Origin of the sequence: Jannaschia sp. R86511 (assembly GCF_042466345.1) — a bacterium.
Taxonomy (GTDB): Bacteria; Actinomycetota; Actinomycetes; order Actinomycetales; family JBBAYJ01; genus Aquipuribacter.
The window spans coordinates 412245-432874 of record NZ_JAXHCD010000001.1; the positions used below are offsets into that span (position 1 = coordinate 412245).

Sequence of the window (20630 nt, forward strand, 5' to 3'; positions counted from 1 at the left end):
GGGGCCTCCCCGGGCCGACGTCGCGGGCCGTCCCGACCCGGTCGGCCCGCGACGATCCTCATCCCGGTGGCCCCCCGGGCGCCAGAGGTGCACGCGCCGGGTTCACCCAGGGCGGACACCCGCGGCTCACCCCCGGGCCCGCGCGGGACCGCCGGCGTGGTCACGCCGCAGGCCGGGCACCGAGAACTGCCGGCGGACGAAGGCGTCCCAGCCCCGGTCACCGCCCCAGCGCCGGATGGCCACCAGCAGCCGCGCGGTAGGGGTGACGAGGTAGCGCGACCTCGGCCGCTGCGACGTCAGCGCGTGCACGACGGCCCGGACGACCGGGTCGGTGCCCCGGGCCAGCAGCGGGTTGTCGTAGTAGCCCCGCACGGTGGTCTCCACGGATCGGGTGAGGTCGCCGTACGGGGACCCGTCGACCGACTGCGGCGCCGTCAGCGTGCCGACGGCCGTGTCACCGAACGCCGTGCGGATCGGGCCCGGCTCGACCAGGCTGACCCGCACCCCGAACGGGGCCACCTCGACCCGCAGCGCGTCGCTCAGCGACTCCAGCGCGTACTTGGACGCGTGGTACCAGCCGCCCGCGGGGAACGTGACGCGGCCGCCCACCGAGCCGATGTTCACCACGCGCCCGGCCCCCGCCGCGCGCATGTGGGGCAGGACGAGCTGGGTGAGCCCGACCAGGCCGATGACGTTGGTCTCCAGCTGGCGCCGGGCCGCGGCCAGCGGGACCTCCTCCAGCGGGCCGTACTCGGCGTAGCCCGCGTTGTTGACGAGCCCGCCGATCCGGCCGTGCCGGCCCAGCACGTGCTCGACCGCCGCCGCGGCGGAGTCGGGGTCGACGACGTCGAGGGGGCCGACGCTGCAGCCTGCGGCCTCCAGGTCGGCGATGGTGTCGGGGCGCCGGGCGGTGGCGTGGACGACGTGGCCGTCCCGGGCCAGCCGGAGCGCGACGGCGCGGCCGATCCCGGTCGAGCAGCCGGTGACGAGGACAGGACCGGGGCGCAAGCTCATGCCACATAGCCTTACACATGTTAGGTGATGGGTCCACCGTATACGGTGCGGGGCAGTCGACGACCGACGGGAGGCAGCGTGGCGGTACGGGTCCGCAACCCGCGCGGCGAGGGCCTGCGGCTGCGCGAGGAGCTCGTCCTGGCCGCCGGCCGGCTGCTGGAGTCCGACGACCCGACCGCGGTGACGCTGCGCGGGGTCGCCCGCGAGGCGGGGGTCGCCGCCCCGAGCGTGTACGGCCACTTCGCCGACCTGGACGCCCTGCTGCTGGCCGTGGTCGAGCACCACCTGGCCCGGCTGCGGCGCGAGGTCGAGGCCGTGACCGGCGCCGACCCCGAGGCCCGGCTGCGCGCGGCGTCGCTCGCCTACTGCCGCTGGGGTGTCGAGCACGCCGGGGCGTACGAGGTGGTGTTCGGCGGCCGGGCGCTGCGGCTGCTGTCGGAGCAGGAGTCGGCCGCGTTCGCCGACGGCGAGGCCATGCTCACCCACCTGGGCGACCTGCTGGCCGCGCTGCCCGGCGTGACCGCGCCGCAGGTGCCCGACCTGGTGCTCGCCGGCTGGACCGGGCTGCACGGCTGCGTGTCGCTGCGCACCGGCAAGCCGGGCTACCCCTGGCCGCCCCTGCCGGCCCACGTCGACCTGGTCGTCGACGGCCTGCTGGGGGTGCGCGGATGAGCGGCGCCGCCCCGTCGCGACGGCGCCGCAGCCGCGCCTCGGTCCGGCCCTACCGACGCTCCGACGACGCCGGCCTGGCCGAGGTGTGCCTGCGCACCGCGGCGGACGGCGAGGACGCGACCGACCGCTACACCCACGCCGGGCTGCCGGGCGCGGTCTACGCGGTGCCGTACGTGCGCTTCGAGCCGGACCTGTGCCTGGTGGTGGACGACGGCACGAGGGCCGGACGGGTCAGCGGGTACGTGCTGGGGACCAGCGACACGGTGGCCTTCGAGCAGTGGTGCGAGCGGGCCTGGTGGCCGGACGTCCGGCGCCGGTTCCCGCTGGCCGAGCAGGCGCCCGCGTCGCCCGACGAGGCGCTGGCCCGCCTGGCCGACCGGCCGCGGTCGACCCCGCGGCACGTCACCGACCGCTACCCGGCGCACCTGCACGTCGACCTGCTGCCCGCCGTGCAGGGCGAGGGCTGGGGCCGGCGCCTGCTCGAGCGGTTCTTCGTCGCCGCGGCGGCCGCCGGGGCCGGTGGCGTGCACCTGGGGGTCAGCACGGCCAACCACCAGGCCGTGGCCTTCTACGCGCGGCTGGGGTTCCACCTGGTGGAGCGGACGGACGAGGCGCTCGTCCTGGGTCGCCCGCTGCCCTGAGGGCCCGGGACGGCCGTACCGACCAGCGACGGCCGAACCCCCGACGGGCCGTGGTGGCCCGCCGGGGGTGGCTGTCGTGTCGCTGGCTGGTACGGGGTGGTGCGGGTGCCCAGGTGGGGCGGGGAGGTGCGTGGGGCTCAGGCGTCCAGGGCGTCGGCGATGCGGTCCTGGGCCGCGGCCTCGTCCCGACGGGACTGCCGGCGCAGGGTGCGCGCCAGACCCCGCCGGGCCCAGACGTCGGTCGGGTCGAGCTCGACCAGGGTGGTGAACGCGGCCTCCGCCCGGCCCAGCTGGGCGGAGTCGAAGCAGGCCCGGGCCAGGTCGGTGTGGACGGCCCGGTCCGTGGGCGCGAGGGCGGCGGCCTGCGCGAGCATGCCGGCCGCCGTCGTCGGGTCGCCGGCGGCCAGGAACATGCGGCCACGGGCGACGACGTCGTACAGGTCGGTCTGGATGGTCATGCCGCTCTCAACACGCAGGTCAGCCCCGGTGTTCCCGCCCGGTTGAGCGGCCTGGGCTCAACCGGGCTCAGGTCCGCAGCACACCCCGGCTCAGCACGATGGCGCTCTTGGTCCGCACCACCGCCGGGTCCGCGCCGATGCGCTCCAGCACCCGCTCGAAGTCGTGCACGCTCGTGGCCCGCACGTGCACCAGCGCGTCCGCCTCGCCCGAGATCGTGGCCGCGGAGACCACCTGCGGGTGCCGGGCCGCGACGGCCATGACGGCGGCCGGGGTCGTGCTCGGCGCGCACCACAGCTCGACGTAGGCCTCGGTGGTCCAGCCCAGCGCCTCGGGGTCCACCACGGCGGAGAAGCCCGTGATCACCCCGGCGTCGAGCATCCGGTCCACCCGCCGCTTCACGGCCGACGCGGACAGCCCCACGCCGGCCCCCACGGCGGCGAACGACGCCCGGCCGTCGTCGCGCAGCAGGGCCAGGATCCGCTCGTCGATGTCGTCCAGCCGCATCACGCAATGATGCACCCGTCATGTCCGATCAGACGCAACGTTCGTGCGCCACAACGCATGATCACCCCCTGACTCGCGCGGCTGCACGCCCGTACCGTCATGACGTGACCGCTGTTCTCCCCGGGGAGCGCCTCTCCCCCGAGCCGATGCCCGGTGACCGCGTGGCGGTCCGCCGCACCTTCCTGATGTGCCGACCGGTGCACTTCGCGGTCGAGTACGCCATCAACGCGTGGATGACCCCCGGCACCCAGGTCGACACCGACCTCGCCGTGCGGCAGTGGGAGGCCCTGCGCGACACCTACGTCGGGCTCGGTCACACCGTGCACGAGCTCGACCCCGTGCCGGGCCTGCCCGACATGGTCTTCGCGGCCAACGGCGCGTTCGTCGTCGACGGCGTCGCGGTCGGCGCACGGTTCGCCCACCCCGAGCGGGCCGGCGAGGCCCCGGCCCACGCGGCCTGGCTGCAGGCCAACGGCTTCGGCGAGGTGCGACCCACCCAGGACGTGCACGAGGGCGAGGGCGACCTCACCGTGGTCGGCGACCTGGTGCTGGCCGGTACCGGGTTCCGCACCCAGCGCGGCGCCCACGCCGAGATCCAGGAGCGGACGGGGCGTCCCGTCGTCGGCCTGGACCTGGTGGACCCGCGGTTCTACCACCTCGACACGGCGCTGTTCCCGCTCGACGACACCACGGTGGCCTGGTACCCCGGCGCGTTCTCGCCGGGCTCGCGCGCGGTCCTGCGGCGGCTCTTCCCCGACGCGGTCGAGGCGAGCGAGGAGGACGCCCTGGTGCTGGGCCTGAACTCCGTCAGCGACGGCCGGCACGTGGTGATGCCGGCCGCCGCGACGGGTCTGGCCGAGCAGCTCGCCCAGCGGGGCTTCGTCCCCGTGCCCGTCGAGCTGGGTGAGCTGCTCAAGGGCGGCGGCGGCCCCAAGTGCTGCACCTCGGAGCTGCGCCGCTAGGTCCACCGTCCTGCGTCCGGCGGAGACCAGCCGTCGGGTCGTCGGGCCCCAGCTCCCGACGACCCGACAGCGGGTGCCTCAGGCGATCTCGCGGCGCAGCAGCCGCAGCCAGCCCAGGGCGAACGGCAGACCGGCCCAGAGCGCCGTGGTCGTCCCCACGCGGGCCCACTCGCCGGCGGTCGCCTCGGTCGGGGACGTGATCGGGGCCGTCGCGGTGCTCAGGTCGATCCAGCCGCCCACGTCCTGCAGCGACGGCACGAGGAGCAGCACCGGCGCCAGGAGGCTGGGCAGCAGCAGGTAGGCCACGACCCCCAGCGGCGTGTTCTGGGCGAGCAGGCCGAAGCCGACCCCGACCAGGACGAAGATCAGCTGAGCCACGAGCAGCTGGCCGAGCACCGCCCACTCGACGGTCCAGGACGTGTCGGGCTCGAGCGCCGTGCCGATCCCGGTGGCCACGACCGCCAGCAGCAGCGCGACCAGCGAGCCGATCAGGGCCAGCAGGAGCCCGGCCGCGGTCTTGCTCAGCACGAACCGGGCCCGGGAGGGGACCAGGGCGAACGTGGTCAGGATGGTGCGCTGGGAGAACTCGCCGCTCACCAGGAGCACGCCGAGCACCGGCAGCAGGATGGACAGCGGGAGCGAGGAGTACACGGCGAAGGTGGTCAGCGACCACTCCTCCTCCGGGAAGAACCCGAGGGCCAGGGCCAGGGCGCCGAGGACGAGGACGCCGATGATGCTCAGCAGGACGCGCCCGGTGAGGGTGTCGACGGACTTGCGCAGCTCAACGGCGACCAGGGTCCCGAAGCCCGGGCCCTTGATCTGCAGCGGGGCGAGGTCGATCGCGGGGTCGGGGTTGAGGGCGGTGCTCATCGGTTCGCTCCTTCGGGGCGGGTGGTGCCGGTCGGGTCAGGGCTGCTGGGGTCAGGGCTGCTGGGGTCGGTGAGCCGGAAGAAGTACTCCTCCAGGTCGTCCTGGCCCTCGAGCAGCTCGGCGGTCGGGCCGGCGGCGACCACGCGGCCGCCGCCGATGACGACGAGCCGGTCGGCGACGGCGGCGATCTCGCCCAGCAGGTGCGAGGACAGCAGCACGGTGCCGCCCGCGTCGGCGAACTGCCGGACCAGGCCGCGCATCCAGCGGATGCCCTGCGGGTCCAGGCCGTTGGCGGGCTCGTCGAGGATCAGCACGTCGGGGTCGCCCAGCAGGGCGAAGGCCAGACCGAGCCGCTGCCGCATGCCCAGCGAGTACTTGCCCACCCGCCTGGTGGCGGCGGGGCCGGCCAGGCCCACCAGCTCCAGCAGCTCCTCGGCGCGGTCGGTCGGCACGCCCAGCACCTGCGCCCCCAGGCGCAGCGTCTCGCGGCCGGTGCGGCCGGCGTGCTGGGCCGAGGCGTCGAGCATGACGCCCACGACCCGACCGGGGTTGGGCAGGCGGCGGAACGGGACGCCCGCCACCGTCGCCGTGCCCGAGTCGATCGGGCTCAGCCCGGTGAGCATCCGCAGCGTCGTGGTCTTGCCGGCGCCGTTGGGCCCGAGGAACCCGGTCACCGTGCCGGGCGGGCAGGAGAAGGACACGTCGTGCACGACGGGCGTGGACCCGAAGTGCTTGGTCAGGTTGCTCGCTTCGATCATGTGAAGACCCTCGCCTCCCGCGACCCCCGCCGGCAGCGGCCGTCGGTCGGCGTCGACGGTCCGAAGGTCTACGCCCGGACGGCCGGTCGTCGACCTTCGGCGGTGCCGCCCGGCGTGGGCCCGGACCTAGCCTGGCCTGGTGAGCGCGACGAGACGGTGGACGGCCCTGGAGGTGTGGACCGACCCCGCCGGTCGCGTGCGCACCCGCCGCAGCCGACGCGACTGGGTCGTCGACTCCGTGGCCTTCGTCCTGGCGGTGCTGTTCGGCTTCGTCACCCTCGTCGTGGCCGCCACCCCGGTCGAAGGAGCGGGTGTCGTCCCGTACACGCCGCTCACCGTGGGCCTGGACGTCGCCCTGGGCCTGCTGGCCTGCGTGTCGTTGTGGTGGCGCCGCCGCTACCCGGTCGCGCTGGCCCTGGTCATGACCGTGCTCTCGGTGGTCGCCACGTCCGCCATCGGCGCCGTGCTGATCCTGATCTTCACCGTGGCCCTGCACCGACGGTGGGTGTGGAGCGTCCCGGTCGCAGGCTTCAACCTGGTGGCCTCGATCGTCTACTGGCTGGCCTGGACCGACGGCAGCCAGGGCTGGGTCCTGTTCCTGGTGTCCATGGTGGCCGGGACGGCGATGCTGGCGGCGGTGGTCGCCCTGGGCATGTTCGTCCGCGCCCGCCGCCTGCTGGTGGCCTCGCTGCGGGAGCGGGCCGAACGGGCCGAGACCGAGCAGGCGCGTTCCGCCCAGGCCGCCCGGCTGGGCGAGCGCACCCGGATCGCCCGCGAGATGCACGACGTGCTGGCCCACCGGATCTCGCTGGTGAGCATGCACGCCGGGGCGCTGGAGTACCGGCCCGACGCCGAGCCCGACGAGGTCGCCACGGCCGCCGGGGTGATCCGGCACAACGCCCACCTGGCGCTGGAGGACCTGCGCCAGGTGATCGGCGTGCTCCGCTCCGACCCCGACCTGCCCGACGCGACCGACTCCGACGACCCGGCCCGGCCGCAGCCGTCGCTGGCCTCGTTGGACACCCTGCTGGCCGAGGCGCGGGAGACCGGTGCGACGGTGCTCGCCGACGTCGACCTGCCCGACGGCACGGACGAGCTGCCCCTGACCACCAGCCGAACCGCGTACCGCGTGCTGCAGGAGGGCCTGACCAACGCGCGCAAGCACGGCCGGGGCGGCCGGGTGCGGGTCCAGGTGTCGGGCCGCCCCCAGGACGGTGTGACGGTCGAGGTCAGCAACGCCCTGCGTCCGGCCCACGGCACGCCGGGCGACGCGAACGATCCCGGCGGGTTCCCCGGTCAGGTGCCCGGCACCGGTCGTGGCCTGGTCGGCCTGGCCGAGCGGACCATGCTCGCCGGGGGCCGGATGGAGCACGGCGTGGAGGGCGACCGGTTCCGGCTGCGGGTGTGGCTGCCGTGGTCGTGAGCGAGGCGGACCCGAGCGACGACCCGGCCGGCGGCCCCGCCGGGGACGTGGTCCGGGTGCTGGTGGTGGACGACGACCCGCTGGTCCGCAGCGCCCTGTCGTTCGTGCTGCGCGGCGCGCCCGGGGTCGAGCTGGTGGGCGAGGCGACGGACGGCGACGAGGTGCCGGACGCCGTGGCCCGGCTGCGGCCGCACGTCGTGCTGATGGACATCCGGATGCCCCGCGTGGACGGCCTGGCCGCCACCGCCGCGCTGCGCGCCCGGCCGGGTGCCCCCGAGGTCGTGGTGCTGACGACCTTCGACGCCGACGAGCAGGTGGTCCGGGCCGTCCGGGCCGGCGCGGGCGGGTTCCTGCTCAAGGACACTCCCCCGGCCGACATCGTCGACGCCGTCCGCCGGGTGGCCGCGGGCGAGGCGGTCCTGTCGCCCACCGTCACCCGCGGCCTGCTGCGCCACGTCTCGGCCCTGGACACCGACGGACCGGCCGACGACCGGCAGCGCACGGCCCGGCAGGCGCTGGCAGGCCTGACCGAGCGCGAGCGCGACGTGGCCCTGGCCGTCGCGCAGGGCCTGGCGAACGCGCAGATCGCCGAGACGTTGTACATGAGCCCGGCCACCGTCAAGGCGTACGTGTCGCGGCTGCTGGCCCGCCTCGACCTGGACAACCGGGTCCAGGTGGCGCTGCTGGTGCACGACGCAGGCTGGTCGCGCTGAGCGACCGGGGGTGCGACGCGGGCATGACGCGGGCCCGGTGACCGCACTCACCGGGCCCGCGCCGTCCCCTCCAGAGGTGGGACGGGGCTCCGCCCCCCGGCCCACCTGGTCGGTGCGTCAGCTGATGTAGCCGGTGAACAGCAGCCGGTTGGGCGAGCCGTTGGCGCCGCTGACGACGTTGGTGGTGCTGTTCGCGACCAGCGAGCCGGCCACGGTCGCGGGCGAGGCCGACGGGTTGCGCTGCAGGTACAGCGCCGCCGCCCCCGCCACGTGCGGCGAGGCCATCGAGGTGCCGCTGATGGTCCGGGTCTGCGTCGTCGACTGGTACCAGGCCGAGGTGATGCTCGAGCCGGGGGCGAAGATGTCGACGCAGCTGCCGTAGTTGGAGAAGCTCGACCGGGCGTCGGTGCTCGTCGTGCTGGCCACCGTGATCGCGTTGGCCGCCCGCGCCGGGGACACGTTGCAGGCGTTCTGGTTCTCGTTGCCGGCCGCGACCACCATGGTCACGCCCGCGCTGACCGCCCGCTGCACCGCGGCGTCGGTGGCCGTCGAGGCCCCGCCGCCCAGGCTCATGTTGGCCACCGAGGGCCCGCTGGCGTTGGCCGCGACCCAGTCGATGCCGGCGATGACGCCGGAGTTGCTGCCGGAGCCGTTGCAGCCCAGCACGCGGACGGGGATGACCGTCGCGCCCTTGGCCACGCCGTACGTGGTGCCGGCGACGGTGCCCGCCACGTGCGTGCCGTGGCCGTTGCAGTCGCTGGTGCCGCGGCCGTCGTTGATGGCGGTCGCGCCGGCGCCCATCCGGCCGGTGAACTCGCGGTGGGTGGCCAGCACGCCCGTGTCGATGATGTAGGTGTCCACGCCGGCCCCGGTCGGGCCGTAGGTGTAGGTGCCGCTGAGCGGCCGGTTGCGCTGGTCGATCCGGTCCAGGCCCCAGGTGGCGTTGTTCTGCGTCGCCGACACCGACACGGTCTGGTCGGCCTCGACGTAGGCCACCGCCGGGTCCTTGCGCACCTGGGCCAGCTCGGAGTCGCTCAGCTCGGCCGCGTAGCCGGCGATCGACGCGCCGTAGGTGTGGGTGACCTCGGCCCCGGCCGCCTCGGCGCGCGACACGGCCTTGGCCAGGCTGCTGCCGGCCCGGGTGTGGGCCGGGGCCCGCAGGTCCGAGCCACTGCGGGCCACGGACGCCTTGGTGGCGGCGGTCGGGGCCTGGTCGAGCACGACCACGTAGCGGCCGTCGATCGCCTCGGCGGTGTCGGTCAGGCGGAGCGGGGCGAGGTCGTCGCCGTCGGCGGCCTGGGCGACGCTGCCCAGGGACGTGATGACGAGGCTCGCCATCCCGAGCACTGCTGCCGCACGCAGCGGGGTGCGGCCGTGGGCAGGGCGGGGGGTGTGGTCCATGAAGACTCCTCGGTGTGGTCCGGCCGTCGGGCGGTACCCGACGAACCGGACGCTACAACGGAGTCACAGCTGAATGTAAGTCCCAGACGGATGAAATGTCAGAGGTCCTGTCAGAGGGCCGCAGGCCCGGCCGCTACTGTCGCGGCACCGCCGACCGGACCGGACGGCCTCGCCAGGGGGGCAGCATGACCAGGAACCTCTTCGACCAGCCGTTCGCGCTCCTGCTGCTCCTGCTCGTGGTGATCCCGTTCATCCTGTTCGTGTCCGCGCTCGTGGACATCCTGCGTCGGGAGGGTGTCGACGGCGTGACGCGGCTCACGTGGGTGGTCGTCGTGCTGGTCCTGCCGCTGGTGGGAGCGGTCCTGTGGTTCGCGCTGCGCTCCCGCTACGGGACACCCCCCGCCGCCGCGGGATGAGCCGCCTCCCGGCGCGCGTTGTCGGACGCGGCACCCACCGGTGCCACGACCACACCGCGAGGAGATCCACCGCATGTCGACGTCCCTGCTCAGCCCGGTCAGCCTCGGCGCGCTCGACCTGCCGAACCGCTTCGTCATGGCACCGCTCACCCGGACCCGCACCGGCGACGAGCGCGTGCCGGGCGAGCTCAACGCGGAGTACTACCGGCAGCGTGCCGGCGCCGGGCTGATCGTCTCCGAGGCCACCGCCATCACCCCGGAGGCCGTCGGCTACAAGTGGACGCCGGGGCTGTGGAGCGACGAGCAGGTCGCCGGCTGGCGCACCGTCACCGCCGCCGTCCACGAGGCGGGCGGCCGCATCGTCGCCCAGCTCTGGCACGTCGGCCGGATCAGCCACACGTCCTTCCACGACGGTGAGCCGCCCGTGTCCGCCACCGACCGGGCCGCCGAGGGCGCGAAGTCGTTCACCGCCGCCGGCTACGAGGCCACGTCCACCCCGCGGCGCCTGGGCACCGACGAGCTGCCCCGGGTCGTCGAGGACTACCGCCGCGCCGCGACCAACGCCATGACCGCGGGCTTCGACGGGGTCGAGGTGCACGCGGCCAACGGCTACCTGCTCGAGCAGTTCCTCGCCGACGGGGTCAACGACCGCGACGACGAGCACGGCGGCAGCACCGAGAACCGCGCCCGGCTGACGCTGGCGGTCGTGGACGCCGTGGTCGAGGCCGTCGGTGACGCCGCCCGGGTCGGCATCCGGCTCTCGCTGGGCAACGGCACGGCCGGCGCCCACGACTCCGACGCCGGGGGCTCCCTGGCCCGCCTGGGCGGCGAGCTGGACCGTCGCGGCCTGGCCTACGTGCACTACGTCGAGCCCGTCGTCGACGGCGAGCGCCAGGTCGGCCTGACCGCCGCCCTGCGCAGCACCTGGCACGGCCCGCTGGTGCTGGCCCAGGGTTTCACCCCCGAGTCGGCCGAGGCCACGGTGAGCGAGGGCCGGGCGGACGCCGTGGCCTTCGGCCGGGCGTTCATCAGCAACCCCGACCTGCCCGAGCGGCACCGGGTGGGGGCCACGCTGGCCGACGCCGACGCCTCGACGTTCTACGGCGAGGGCCCCACGGGCTACACCGACTACCCGGCGCTCACCGAGGCCGCCTGACCCTCTCGTTTGCGTCTCCAGGTTTGTACCGATACGTTGCTACGACGTTCGGTACAAACCTGAGACGACGGAGGACGACGTGGGACCCGTGACCTACCCGGTGGTGCTGGCCATCGCGCTCACCGTGGCCGCGGCCGCGGTGCTGGCCTGGAGCTGGCTGCCGGTCGGCGGCCGCGCCCTGCTGCAGGGCGCGGCGCGCCGGGCCGACCTGGCCCCGCCGGCCGACGACCGGGCGACGGTGGTGCGCCGGCTGCAGGAGCGCCGAAGCGCCGCAGCCGGCGGCCTGGTCGCGGGGGCGTGGCTCGCCGCCCTCCTCGTACCGGCGGACCCCGACCCCGTCGACCGGTTCGTGACCCCGGCGGCCGTGCCGCTGGTCATCGGCGGGGCGTTCGTGGGCCTCGCGGTGGCCGCCGGCCTGCACGCGGTGCTGAGCGCCCGACGCACCCCCGCGCAGGACGCCCCCCGGCTGGCCCGCAGCCGCGAGGTCGGCGTAGGCGACTACGTCGACGGCATCGAGCGCTGGGGCACCGTCGTGGTGTGCCTGGCGCCGCCGGCGGTGGCGCTCGCGCTGGCCGTGCTGCCCACCGGCCTCCTCGACGCGGGGGTGGACCCGCTGCGCCTGGGGCTGCTGGCGCTGGTGCCGCCGGCCCTGCTGGTGCTGTCGACCGCGGCGAGCACCGCCGTGCTCGCCGCGCCGCAGACCGTGACGAGCCCGGTCGAGCTGGCCTGGGACGACGCGCTGCGCAGCCAGGCCCTGCGCGACATCGTCAGCACGCCGATGTACGCCGGGCTGCTGGCGCTGCTCTGGCTCGGCCTGGACGTGGCCTCGGCCATCCCCGACGAGCGCCTGGCCACCGGGGCCACGGGGCTGTGGGTGATGCTGGCGCTGGGGGCGATGGTCGTGCTGCTCGTCGTCGTGCTCGCCACCCGCCCGGCCAGCCACTTCCGACGCCGGCTGTGGCCGGTCGAGCAGGTCCCCGCGGCGAGCGGGGCGCGGCCGTGATGCTGCAGGTCGACCCGCGCTCGCCGGTCCCGCCGTACGAGCAGGTGCGCAGCCAGGTCGTGGCCCAGGTGGACGCCGGGCAGCTCCGTCCGGGCGACCGGCTGCCCCCGGTGCGCCGGTTGGCCGGCGACCTGGGCCTGGCCTCCGGCACCGTCGCCCGCGCCTACCGCGAGCTCGAGGCCGCGGGCGTGGTGGTGACGCGCGGGCGCAACGGCACGGTCGTGGCGGCCACCGGCGACGCCACCGAGCAGCGGGCGCAGGAGGCGGCCCTGGTCTACCTGGCCTCGCTCCGACGGCTGGGCCTGGGCGCCGACGACGCCGTCCGGCTGGTGCGGGCCGTCGGTGACGAGCAGCCCCGACCGGCCTGACCCCCGGCTCCGTCCGACCGGGCGCCCCGGCTCACTGCGAGGGCACGGCCTGGGCGCCGCCGCGGGTGCGCAGCAGCAGCCGGTCCACCCCGTGCGCCAGCGCGGCCAGGCCCAGGAACAGCACCGCCACCCCGGCGCAGTTGATCAGCACCTGCCCCCAGCCGAGCTCGTCCACGTCGACGAACGGGTACGGCCAGAACCCGCCGACCAGCGGGCCGCGCACCAGCGTGAGCACCAGCCACAGGACGGGGAACACCGCGCTGGCCAGCACGACCCACCAGCCGGTGCGCCCGCGCGGGCCGAACAGCAGCCAGCCCAGCACGGCCAGCAGCGGCACCACGGTGTGGACCAGCAGGTCGGCGAGCAGGCCCCAGCCGCTCAGCTCGACCAGGCCGGCGAGCACCGAGTGGTAGACCACGCCGGTCACGGTGATCGCGACCAGCGACGTCAGCCGCAGCACCCGCCGCAGCGGGCCGTCGCGCTCGGGCTGCCAGGCGGTCAGCAGGGCCGACAGCGCCACCAGCAGGTTGGACTGGATGGTGAAGAACGCGAACACGTTGAGCCCGCGGTACAGCGGGCGGGCGAAGAAGCCGGTCTCCACCGCCGCCGACACCGGCACCTGGACGGCGACGGCGACCAGCACGACGACGGCGGTCAGCAGGAACCACGCGCGGGCGAGCCCGGGGGTGCGCAGGGGGGCGATCACGGGCTGACGCTCGCACACGGGGCCCGGCCGGACAACGGCGCACCGGCCCGCGGCTCAGTGGTCGTGGGCGACGGCCCCGGGGAACAGCGGGGCGGCCTCGTCACGGCCGGCCTCGTCGAGCCCGGGTGCCGGCCGCTGGCCCGGGGCCACGACCACCAGCTGGCCCATCATCCCCTGGTCGTGGTGGGCCAGCAGGTGGCAGTGGTACAGGTAGGCCGCGTCCGGGTCCGCCGGTCCGTCGTGGCGCACGAGCAGCCGGGCGCTGCTGCCCGGCGGCAGCAGGACGGTGTCCTTCCAGCCCGCCAGGTGGGCGGGCGGGGGCGCCCCGTCGAGCTCGGCGACCACGTACGAGGTGCCGTGCAGGTGGAAGTTGTGCGGCATGCCGTCGAGGTTGCGCACCAGCCACTGCTCGGTGGTGCCGGTGGTGGCCACCTCGTCCACCCGCGTCATGTCCATCCGCAGCCCGTTGACCTGGTTGCCGTCGGCCAGGTCGAAGGTGCGGGTCACCGTGGCCGCGGCCGGGTCCAGGTCGGGGGCCGCGGCCAGCACGGCGGGCAGCGGCGGGCTGGGCGCGAGCCGGTCGGCGGCCCGCAGCTCGAGCACGTCGAAGCGGTCCCGGGCGCCGGTCATGCGCACCATCACCCCGGCCACCCCGAGGTCGGGCGGCCCGCTGCGCAGCACCACCCGCTCGCCGGGCCGGACCCGGACGACCACCTCCGCCCGCTCGCCCGGTGACAGCAGCACCGACGTCATCGGCACCGGCGCCGGCAGCAGGCCGCCGTCGGTGGCGACGAGGTCCATGCGGCGCCCGTCGTCCAGCGCGAAGTCGTAGACCCGCGCCGCCGAGGCGTTGAGCAGCCGCAGCCGGACGGCCTCCGTCGTGACGTCCAGGTGTGGCCCGGGGGTGCCGTTGACCAGCAGGGTGTCGCCCAGCGGGCCCGTCACCTCGAGGAACCCGCTACCAGCGGGCAGCGAGCCGTCCCGGGCCAGGGTGACGTCCTGGACCATGACCGGCACGTCGTCCACGCCGTAGTCGCTCGGCAGCCCGGCCGGGGCGCGCGCGGGGTCGTCCACCAGGAACATCCCGTACACGCCGCGACGGACGTGCGCGGCGGTCGTGCCGTGGGCGTGCGGGTGGTACCAGGCGGTGGTGGCCGGCTGGTCGACCCGCCACGACGCCGACCAGGACGAGCCGGGCGCGACGACCCGGTGCGGACCGCCGTCCTGCGCCGCCGGGGCGTGCAGGCCGTGCCAGTGCAGCGTGCTGGTCTCGGGCAGGTCGTTGCGGACGTCGATGCGGACCCGCTCGCCGCGGGCCACCCGCAGCGTCGGGGCCAGGTGCGCCCCGTCGACGCCCCAGGTGTCCGTGGGCCGGGTGCCGCCCAGGTCGGTGCGGCCCGTACGCATGGTCAGGTCGAACACCCGGGTGCCGTCGGCGTCGACGGTGGACCCGGCCAGCGGCGGCACCCGCAGCGGCCGGTCGAACGCCACCGCCCCGACGGTGTCGACCCGGCCGGTCCACCACAGCGCGACCGCCCCCACGACGGCGATGAGCACCGGCACGGCCACCGACGCGACGACCGCCAGCACCACCGCACCGCGGCCACGGCGCCCCCGCGCAGGGGACGGCGGGGGCGGCAGGGTCATCCGCGCCTGCGACGGGGGGACCGGGCCGGTCGTGGACGACATGACGACCAGCCTGCGCGGCACGGGGGCGGTCGGTAATGGGGTCCGCGACCGGTCGGGGCGGGGGCCTGCCCCCGGTGCGCGGGCACGGCAGACCCGACACCTGCCACGATGCACCCGTGGCACTGGGCAACCAACGCGGTGAGTGGGACGACTACGAGTGGTTCCGCCTCGCCGACCTGCCCGCGCCGCGACCGCGCCGGACGGCGGCCCCCGCCCCGACCGAGGAGGACGACGCCACCGCGGGCGCGCTCGGCGAGGCGCTCTCCGGCTGGGTGCGGTCCAACCCGGTCTGGCACGACGGGGCCGGCGACCGGGTGCTCCTGGTGGACCTGGACAACCTGCGCGCGGGCGCGGTGCGCTGGAGGGCCCGGATGGAGCTCGTGGTCGCGCTGGCCCGTTCCGCCGACCACGTGGTGATCTCCGGCCAGCACGCCGCCGTCGACCGGGGCCTGCCGCACCTGGCGGAGTTCGGCCCGGTCGCCCAGCCCGTGCCGGACGGCGCGGACCTCGCCGACTTCGTGCTGCTGGAGGGGGCCCAGGCCGTGCCCGCCCGCAGCCGCCAGGTGGTCGTGCTCAGCAACGACGGCATCTTCGCCGAGCTGGCCGACCGCGGCCCCGTCACCGTGCTGAGCCCCGGCGCCAGCGCGCTGAGCGACCGGCTGTTCGACGCCGCCCGGGTGGTCATCGACCTGATGACCCTGGAGCGGCGGCTCGCCCCGGCGTAGCCTCGCTCCATGACGGCCACCGCCGGAGCCACCCGTCCGACCCCGCCCCTGCGCGTGCTGCTCGGCCACGTCCTGCGCCGGCACCGCACGGGCCAGCGCCGCACCCTGGCGGACGTCGCCCGCGACGCGCAGGTGTCGACGCAGTACCTGTCGGAGCTGGAGCGCGGCCGCAAGGAGGCCAGCTCGGAGGTCCTGGCCGCCCTGTGCCGGTCGCTGCACCTGGACCTGGCCGACCTGCTGGGCGAGGTCCGCGACGACGTGCTGGTGCTGCGCAGCCGCACGACGGTCGACGGCGCCCGGGTGCTGTCGATCAGCTCGCACCCGCGGGCCGCAGGGCCGACCGGGGCGCACGACGCGCAGGTCGGGCTGCGCGCCGCCTGAGCAAGCGGTCCGTCCGAGCCGGTCGTCCGTCCGGGCCGGCGGTGCGGACGTTCGCAGCGCCCCTGTAACGCCTCGCCGCCTGCCGGACATGGGCAGGTCGTCAGGGGCAGGGCGACAGGGGAGACGGTGTGACGACGGACCGCGAGCGCTTCGAGGAGCTGTTCGAGCGCTGCTACGACGCCCTGATGGCGTACGCGGTCCGTCGCACGCCGTCGGCGGAGGACGCCGCCGACGTCGTCTCCGACACGTTCACCACGGCCTGGCGACGCATCCACGACCTGCCACCCGGTGACGAGGCCCGGCTGTGGCTGTACGGCACCGCCCGCCGGGTCGTCCGCAACCAGCGCCGCGGCACACGGCGACGGCTGGCCCTGGACGAGCGCCTGCTCGACCACGCCCGCGTGGTCCACCAGGGTTCCCGACCGGTGGTGCCGGACGGCCGGGACGACACCCTGGTGGTGGCGATGCGGGCCCTGTCGGAGGACGACCGCGAGCTGCTGCGGCTGGTGGCCTGGGAAGGGCTCGACGGGCCGCAGGTGGCCGCGGTGCTGGGGGTGTCGGCGAACGCCGCGCGGGTCCGGCTGCACCGGGCCCGGGTGCGGCTGCGGGCGCACCTGGACCGGGCGGAGGCGACGCAGGCGCCCCCGGCCGGGGGCGTGGCCGCCTGGGCCGGGGCGCCCCCCGATGGCAGCACGAGCGACGTGGCCCCGGTCCTGCGCCGTGACCGACACCAGGAGGAGAGATGAACGAGCCGGGGGCACCACAGGACCACGACGACGAGCTGGTCCGGCGGCTCCGGCTGCTGGACCCCGTCGACACCGACCACGTGAGCGGCGTGACGCGTCAGGGGCGCGAGGGGATCGCCGACCGCCTGGGACCGGCCTCGGTGCGACCGGTCACCGGGGGCAGGCACGGCGCCCCGGTGCTGCTCCTCGCGGCCGCGCTGGCCGGCCTGCTCACCCTGTCCACGGTGGCCCTCGGCGCCGGGGGCCAGCGCCTGTCGTCGGTGGCAGCGCAGGTCACGGGGCTGCTCGTGCCGGACCGCGTCGACCGGTGGGTCGAGGCGACCCGCCACGAGGCCTGGGTCGACGAGGTCGTGACCTGCCTGCAGGACGAGTACGGCGATGCCGTGGTCCCCGCCGAGGGCGGGTACACCGTGTCCTGGTCGCAGCTGCCGACGGCCACCGACGGGACCAGGTCCTTCGGAGACCTCCTCTGCCGGTGGGAGGCGGGTGACCCGCCGCGTCCGTCCCCGCTGAGCGACGCCGAGCTGGAGCGGCACCACGGCGCCCAGGTCGAGCTGGCGGCCTGCCTGCGGGACCTCGGCCACGACGTGGGCGAGGCACCGTCGCCGGCGGAGTTCGCGACCTCGTGGCGCGACCCGGCGCCGGAGGCCCCGCCGTGGACGCCCTACCGCGACTTGGACGTGGTCGACGGCATGGCGGCTCAGCAGGCGTGCGGCGTCCCGTCGGCCCCGGCCCCGCCGGCCTATGGGGTCGGCAGCGAGCCGGTGCTCGACCAGGGGTTCAGCGACCCCTTCGGCGCCGGGGGCGCCGTAGCGGTCGGGTTCGCGGGGTCGCCGACCGAGCAGCTGCGGCTGACGGAGGAGTGCGTCCTGGACCTGCTGGCGAGCGACGAGGGGGGCCTGGACGCCGCGCCGGCCGACGGGGACCTGGCGTACCGGGGCTACTGCCAGGGCCGCCACCCGTTGTCACCGGACGTGCCGCAGCCCAGCGCCCAGGAGCACTACGAGCGGGTGCACGCCTGGACGGTGGAGCAGTCGGTGCCCTGCCTGCGCTCGCACGGGGTGCAGGTGCCGACCCCCCCGACGTTCGGGGAGTTCCTGCGCTCGGCGGACGACGGAGGGCTGTGGTCGCCGTGGCAGTTCGTCACCGCCGAGCAGCTCGGCGACCGCGCCGAGGCCGACGCCCTGCAGCGCGTCTGCCCCCGGGACCCGCCCGACACCGAGCTGACGGATTGACGAGCTGACGGATTGACGAGCTGACGGATTGACGAGCTGACGGATTGACGACCGCACGGGCTGACGGACTGACGGGCCGGTCGCGTGACCCCGCCCGGCGCCCGGTCCGACGTCAGCGGGGCGGGGCGGGGGCGAAGCCCGGCTGCACCCGCTCGGAGGGGCCGACGCCCGCCCCGGGCATGCCGTCGGCCCCGTCGACCACGTGGTCGACGAAGCCGTAGTCCTTGGCCTGCTGGGCGGTGAACCAGCGGTCCCGGTCGGAGTCGCGCAGGATCTCCGCCACGCTGCGTCCGGTGTGGAAGGCGATCCGCTCGGCCGTGACCGCCCGGGTGTGGCGCAGGTTCTCGGCCTGGATGGCGATGTCGCTGGCGGTACCCCCGATCCCGCCCGAGGGCTGGTGCATGAGGACGCGGGCGTGCGGCAGGGCGTACCGCTTGCCCGGTGCCCCGGCGCACAGCAGCAGCTGTCCCATCGACGCGGCCAGCCCCAGGACGACGGTCGCGACGTCGTTGGGGACGAACTGCATGGTGTCGTAGACCGCCATCCCCGCGGTGATCGAGCCGCCGGGGGAGTTGACGTACAGGTGGATGTCGCGGTCGGGGTCGTCCGCGGACAGCAGCAGCAGCTGGGCGCAGACGGCGTTGGCGGTGGCGTCGTCGACCTGCGTGCCGAGCACGACGATGCGCTCGCGCAGCAGCCGCTCGACGACCGGGTCGTGGGCAGTGGTCGCGGTCATGCCCCGAGGGTGCGCCCGACGGACCGGGACCGGGCGGCGGCTCTGCTGGCAGCGGTTCTGCCCAGGGCAGCCGCCCGACTCGGTGGACCCGGGCGGCTCTCGAGGGAGTGACCACCGTCGAGCAGACGGACGTCGGCGTGGGGGGCTCGGCGGAACGCCTCAGCGCCTGTCGACGTCAGTCCTCGTCCTCGTCGTCGTCCTCGTCGTCGTCGTCGTCGTCCTCGTCGTCGTCCTCGTCGTCGTCGTCGTCCTCGTCGTCCTCGTCGTCCTCGTCGTCCTCGTCGTCCTCGTCGTCCTCGTCGTCCTCGTCGTCGTCCTCCTCGTCGTCGTCGTCGTCGGACGGGGTCGGGGTAGCAACCGGAGCGGGGGCCGGGGTCGGGGCAGCAGGCGGCGCGGGGGCCGGGGTCGCGGTCGGGACGTCCGTGGGGGCCGGCTGGACCGTCGGGGACGGGACCGGCGGTGTCGGCGTGGACGGGTTCGGCTCCGGGTCGCTGGAGGTCGTGGGGACGGCCTCCGGCGTGCGCGACGACCTGGGCTCCGCTGGAGCTCCCGGTGCGGCCGTCGGGATCGGGGCCGCGAGGGCGACCGCGGCCTCGACGCGTGGCGCTGCGACGGTTCCGGGTGCCACCGACGTGGCGGAGCCCGGCCCGGCCGTGACGACGTCCTCGGCGGAGGGCTCGGGCGACGGGCCGGACGTCGCCGTGGCGGACGCGACGGGGTCCGGTGGGCCCTCGGCCGCCACGCGTCCGACCTCTACGACCGACGCGGCCGACCCCGCCACGACGGGGTCCGTGAAAGCCGCGGGTGCGGTGAGGCCGATGCTGACCCCCAGCCCGGCGGACACGACGGCCGAGAGCACCTGCCCTCCCACGGTCTGGGCGGCGGCGGCGCCCGTCGAGAAGGCCTGGGCGGGAGCGACACCCACACCGGGCAGGGCGGCGAACAGCGCCGCCGGACCGGCGACCAGCCGCAGCCGGCCGATCCCCACCCCGAGGAACGCCCGGACGACCTGCGGGTCGAACTGGGTGTCCGCGCAGCGGGCGATCTCGACCCGGGCCTGCTCGGCCGACAGCGGCTTCTTGTAGGCCCGGGCGGACGTGATCACGTCGTAGGTGTCGGCCACCGCGATGATGCGGGCCGACAGCGAGATCTCCTCACCGGACAGGGCGTGCGGGTACCCCTCGCCGTCCCACCGCTCGTGGTGCTGCTCGACCCCGTCCAGCCACGGTCCCAACCACCCCCGGAGCGGCTCGACGAGCTCACCACCGGCGTGGGGGTGCTGCTGCAGCAGCGCCCACTCCTCCGCGGTGGGCCGACCGTCCTTGTTGATGACCTCGGCCGGCACGTGGACCTTGCCCACGTCGTGCAGCAGGGCCGCCCAGCTGAGACGCTCCACGTCCTCCTCCGACAGCCCCAGCTCGCGACCGATGAGGGCGGCGTAGGCCTGGACCCGCTCGCCGTGGGCCCGGGTACGCGCATCATGGTCGGCGAGGGTGCCCACCAGGGTCAGCAGCCAGTCGGCGGAGCCCCTCTCGGCTATTGCGGTCCCGGTCCCGGCGCGGGGCCCGACGCCGGGACCGCCCACGGACCGGGCCACCACGGCGCCGGCCGGCACGGGGGACGAGCGCTGCCCCGGCACGGGCAGGGACCCGGACCGGCGGGCGACCTCGAAGCGGCTGGGCACCTGGTCGGGCAGCACGAGGCTCAGCCGCAGCAGGGCCGACAGAGGCAGCAGCCGCCGCAACCACCGTGAGCAGACGACCACGACGCCGGACGTGAGCACCACCACCAGGAGCAGCCACACCAGCGGAGGCAGTCCCACCCGCGTGGCGGGCAGCCAGTACGACGCACCCCCACCGACGCCGACGGCCAGCACCACCGGCCCCAGCGCGACGGTGGTCCTCACCAGGAGGGCCAGGAGCGGGCGGGGTCGCCAGGAGAGCTGGCTCAGCTGGTCGTAGTTCTGCGTGGGGCCGTCGGGCATCCGCCAACCGTCCAGCACCCACGACGGGCGAAGTGGCACGAACGAGGCGGTTCACCCGGCCGGTGGAG

Annotated in this window: 23 protein-coding genes; 13 read left to right on the forward strand and 10 right to left on the reverse strand. The window is 75.6% G+C overall.

Annotated features, from left to right (window positions below; translation table 11 throughout):
- Positions 1–126 precede the first annotated feature (126 nt).
- The gene (locus SJY06_RS02040; protein ID WP_380164124.1) at positions 127–1014 is read right to left on the reverse strand and encodes an SDR family NAD(P)-dependent oxidoreductase; all 888 of its coding nucleotides are present in this window, start codon (positions 1012–1014) and stop codon (positions 127–129) included.
- A gap of 78 nt (positions 1015–1092) precedes the next feature.
- On the opposite strand from SJY06_RS02040, the gene SJY06_RS02045 reads away from it, so the two are divergent.
- Entirely contained in the window at positions 1093–1686 is a 594-nt protein-coding gene (locus tag SJY06_RS02045; RefSeq protein ID WP_380164126.1) for a TetR/AcrR family transcriptional regulator, read from the forward strand.
- Positions 1683–2327, forward strand: coding sequence for a GNAT family N-acetyltransferase (locus tag SJY06_RS02050; RefSeq protein ID WP_380164128.1), 645 nt, complete (start codon positions 1683–1685; stop codon positions 2325–2327). Before SJY06_RS02045 ends, SJY06_RS02050 begins: the two co-directional genes overlap by 4 nt.
- Before the next feature lie 137 nt (positions 2328–2464).
- Here SJY06_RS02050 and SJY06_RS02055 read toward each other — a convergent pair whose 3' ends face one another.
- The gene (locus SJY06_RS02055) at positions 2465–2785 is read right to left on the reverse strand and encodes a tetratricopeptide repeat protein (protein ID WP_380164130.1); all 321 of its coding nucleotides are present in this window, start codon (positions 2783–2785) and stop codon (positions 2465–2467) included.
- A gap of 67 nt (positions 2786–2852) precedes the next feature.
- A complete protein-coding gene (locus SJY06_RS02060; RefSeq protein ID WP_380164132.1) occupies positions 2853–3290 on the reverse strand; it encodes an Lrp/AsnC family transcriptional regulator in 438 nt (145 codons plus the stop codon).
- Between the two features lie 104 nt (positions 3291–3394).
- Between SJY06_RS02060 and ddaH the strand changes: the two genes are divergently transcribed.
- Positions 3395–4252 (forward strand): dimethylargininase, encoded by an 858-nt coding sequence (gene ddaH / locus SJY06_RS02065; protein ID WP_380164134.1) that lies wholly within the window; start codon positions 3395–3397, stop codon positions 4250–4252.
- Positions 4253–4330: 78 nt separating this feature from the next.
- Here ddaH and SJY06_RS02070 read toward each other — a convergent pair whose 3' ends face one another.
- Together SJY06_RS02070 and SJY06_RS02075 are read right to left on the reverse strand one after the other, a co-directional pair.
- Positions 4331–5122: a hypothetical protein gene (locus tag SJY06_RS02070; RefSeq protein ID WP_380164136.1), complete on the reverse strand. Its 792-nt coding sequence runs from the start codon at positions 5120–5122 to the stop codon at positions 4331–4333.
- Positions 5119–5880 (reverse strand): ABC transporter ATP-binding protein, encoded by a 762-nt coding sequence (locus SJY06_RS02075; protein ID WP_380164138.1) that lies wholly within the window; start codon positions 5878–5880, stop codon positions 5119–5121. The genes SJY06_RS02070 and SJY06_RS02075 overlap by 4 nt, the downstream gene beginning before the upstream one ends.
- Positions 5881–6019: 139 nt before the next feature.
- Between SJY06_RS02075 and SJY06_RS02080 the strand changes: the two genes are divergently transcribed.
- Positions 6020–7303 (forward strand): histidine kinase, encoded by a 1284-nt coding sequence (locus SJY06_RS02080; RefSeq protein ID WP_380164140.1) that lies wholly within the window; start codon positions 6020–6022, stop codon positions 7301–7303.
- The gene (locus tag SJY06_RS02085) at positions 7300–8016 is read left to right on the forward strand and encodes a response regulator (protein WP_380164142.1); all 717 of its coding nucleotides are present in this window, start codon (positions 7300–7302) and stop codon (positions 8014–8016) included. The genes SJY06_RS02080 and SJY06_RS02085 overlap by 4 nt, the downstream gene beginning before the upstream one ends.
- Positions 8017–8133: 117 nt before the next feature.
- Here SJY06_RS02085 and SJY06_RS02090 read toward each other — a convergent pair whose 3' ends face one another.
- Positions 8134–9417, reverse strand: coding sequence for a S8 family peptidase (locus SJY06_RS02090; RefSeq protein WP_380164144.1), 1284 nt, complete (start codon positions 9415–9417; stop codon positions 8134–8136).
- Between the two features lie 185 nt (positions 9418–9602).
- On the opposite strand from SJY06_RS02090, the gene SJY06_RS02095 reads away from it, so the two are divergent.
- The 4 genes from SJY06_RS02095 (at position 9603) to SJY06_RS02110 (ending at position 12360) form a co-directional block, all read left to right on the forward strand.
- Positions 9603–9833: a PLDc N-terminal domain-containing protein gene (locus SJY06_RS02095; RefSeq protein WP_380164146.1), complete on the forward strand. Its 231-nt coding sequence runs from the start codon at positions 9603–9605 to the stop codon at positions 9831–9833.
- Between the two features lie 73 nt (positions 9834–9906).
- A complete protein-coding gene (locus SJY06_RS02100; RefSeq protein WP_380164148.1) occupies positions 9907–10989 on the forward strand; it encodes an alkene reductase in 1083 nt (360 codons plus the stop codon).
- Between the two features lie 88 nt (positions 10990–11077).
- Positions 11078–11992, forward strand: coding sequence for a hypothetical protein (locus SJY06_RS02105; RefSeq protein ID WP_380164150.1), 915 nt, complete (start codon positions 11078–11080; stop codon positions 11990–11992).
- A complete protein-coding gene (locus SJY06_RS02110) occupies positions 11992–12360 on the forward strand; it encodes a GntR family transcriptional regulator (protein WP_380169660.1) in 369 nt (122 codons plus the stop codon). Before SJY06_RS02105 ends, SJY06_RS02110 begins: the two co-directional genes overlap by 1 nt.
- 31 nt (positions 12361–12391) lie before the next feature.
- Here SJY06_RS02110 and SJY06_RS02115 read toward each other — a convergent pair whose 3' ends face one another.
- Positions 12392–13066, reverse strand: coding sequence for a Pr6Pr family membrane protein (locus tag SJY06_RS02115; protein WP_380164152.1), 675 nt, complete (start codon positions 13064–13066; stop codon positions 12392–12394).
- 54 nt (positions 13067–13120) lie between these two features.
- Positions 13121–14755 carry a multicopper oxidase family protein gene (locus SJY06_RS02120; protein WP_380164154.1) on the reverse strand — a complete coding sequence of 545 codons (1635 nt, stop codon included), beginning with the start codon at positions 14753–14755 and terminating at the stop codon, positions 13121–13123.
- 116 nt (positions 14756–14871) lie between these two features.
- Between SJY06_RS02120 and SJY06_RS02125 the strand changes: the two genes are divergently transcribed.
- From SJY06_RS02125 to SJY06_RS02140, 4 genes are all read left to right on the forward strand, one after another.
- Positions 14872–15480, forward strand: a complete 609-nt coding sequence (locus SJY06_RS02125) for a hypothetical protein (RefSeq protein WP_380164156.1) — start codon at positions 14872–14874, stop codon at positions 15478–15480.
- Positions 15481–15489: 9 nt separating this feature from the next.
- Complete coding sequence (locus SJY06_RS02130) at positions 15490–15861, forward strand: helix-turn-helix domain-containing protein (protein WP_380164158.1); 372 nt, start codon at positions 15490–15492, stop codon at positions 15859–15861.
- Between the two features lie 128 nt (positions 15862–15989).
- Positions 15990–16607, forward strand: coding sequence for an RNA polymerase sigma factor (locus SJY06_RS02135; RefSeq protein ID WP_380164160.1), 618 nt, complete (start codon positions 15990–15992; stop codon positions 16605–16607).
- Entirely contained in the window at positions 16604–17842 is a 1239-nt protein-coding gene (locus SJY06_RS02140) for a hypothetical protein (RefSeq protein WP_380164162.1), read from the forward strand. The genes SJY06_RS02135 and SJY06_RS02140 overlap by 4 nt, the downstream gene beginning before the upstream one ends.
- Positions 17843–17954: 112 nt before the next feature.
- Here SJY06_RS02140 and SJY06_RS02145 read toward each other — a convergent pair whose 3' ends face one another.
- Together SJY06_RS02145 and SJY06_RS02150 are read right to left on the reverse strand one after the other, a co-directional pair.
- The gene (locus SJY06_RS02145) at positions 17955–18578 is read right to left on the reverse strand and encodes a ClpP family protease (protein ID WP_380164164.1); all 624 of its coding nucleotides are present in this window, start codon (positions 18576–18578) and stop codon (positions 17955–17957) included.
- A 175-nt stretch (positions 18579–18753) separates the two neighbouring features.
- Positions 18754–20562 (reverse strand): HD domain-containing phosphohydrolase, encoded by a 1809-nt coding sequence (locus tag SJY06_RS02150; RefSeq protein ID WP_380164166.1) that lies wholly within the window; start codon positions 20560–20562, stop codon positions 18754–18756.
- Between the last annotated feature and the right edge of the window lie 68 nt (positions 20563–20630).

Excerpts from the sequence above, each read along its gene's own strand:
- SJY06_RS02040 (WP_380164124.1), bottom strand. The coding sequence starts at position 1,014 with ATGAGCTTGCGCCCCGGTCCTGTCCTCGTCACCGGCTGCTCGACCGGG.
- SJY06_RS02050 (WP_380164128.1), top strand. The coding sequence starts at position 1,683 with ATGAGCGGCGCCGCCCCGTCGCGACGGCGCCGCAGCCGCGCCTCGGTC.
- SJY06_RS02055 (WP_380164130.1), bottom strand. The coding sequence starts at position 2,785 with ATGACCATCCAGACCGACCTGTACGACGTCGTCGCCCGTGGCCGCATG.
- SJY06_RS02060 (WP_380164132.1), bottom strand. The coding sequence starts at position 3,290 with ATGCGGCTGGACGACATCGACGAGCGGATCCTGGCCCTGCTGCGCGAC.
- SJY06_RS02070 (WP_380164136.1), bottom strand. The coding sequence starts at position 5,122 with ATGAGCACCGCCCTCAACCCCGACCCCGCGATCGACCTCGCCCCGCTG.
- SJY06_RS02075 (WP_380164138.1), bottom strand. The coding sequence starts at position 5,880 with ATGATCGAAGCGAGCAACCTGACCAAGCACTTCGGGTCCACGCCCGTC.
- SJY06_RS02090 (WP_380164144.1), bottom strand. The coding sequence starts at position 9,417 with ATGGACCACACCCCCCGCCCTGCCCACGGCCGCACCCCGCTGCGTGCG.
- SJY06_RS02095 (WP_380164146.1), top strand. The coding sequence starts at position 9,603 with ATGACCAGGAACCTCTTCGACCAGCCGTTCGCGCTCCTGCTGCTCCTG.
- SJY06_RS02100 (WP_380164148.1), top strand. The coding sequence starts at position 9,907 with ATGTCGACGTCCCTGCTCAGCCCGGTCAGCCTCGGCGCGCTCGACCTG.
- SJY06_RS02110 (WP_380169660.1), top strand. The coding sequence starts at position 11,992 with ATGCTGCAGGTCGACCCGCGCTCGCCGGTCCCGCCGTACGAGCAGGTG.
- SJY06_RS02120 (WP_380164154.1), bottom strand. The coding sequence starts at position 14,755 with ATGTCGTCCACGACCGGCCCGGTCCCCCCGTCGCAGGCGCGGATGACC.
- SJY06_RS02130 (WP_380164158.1), top strand. The coding sequence starts at position 15,490 with ATGACGGCCACCGCCGGAGCCACCCGTCCGACCCCGCCCCTGCGCGTG.
- SJY06_RS02140 (WP_380164162.1), top strand. The coding sequence starts at position 16,604 with ATGAACGAGCCGGGGGCACCACAGGACCACGACGACGAGCTGGTCCGG.
- SJY06_RS02145 (WP_380164164.1), bottom strand. The coding sequence starts at position 18,578 with ATGACCGCGACCACTGCCCACGACCCGGTCGTCGAGCGGCTGCTGCGC.
- SJY06_RS02150 (WP_380164166.1), bottom strand. The coding sequence starts at position 20,562 with ATGCCCGACGGCCCCACGCAGAACTACGACCAGCTGAGCCAGCTCTCC.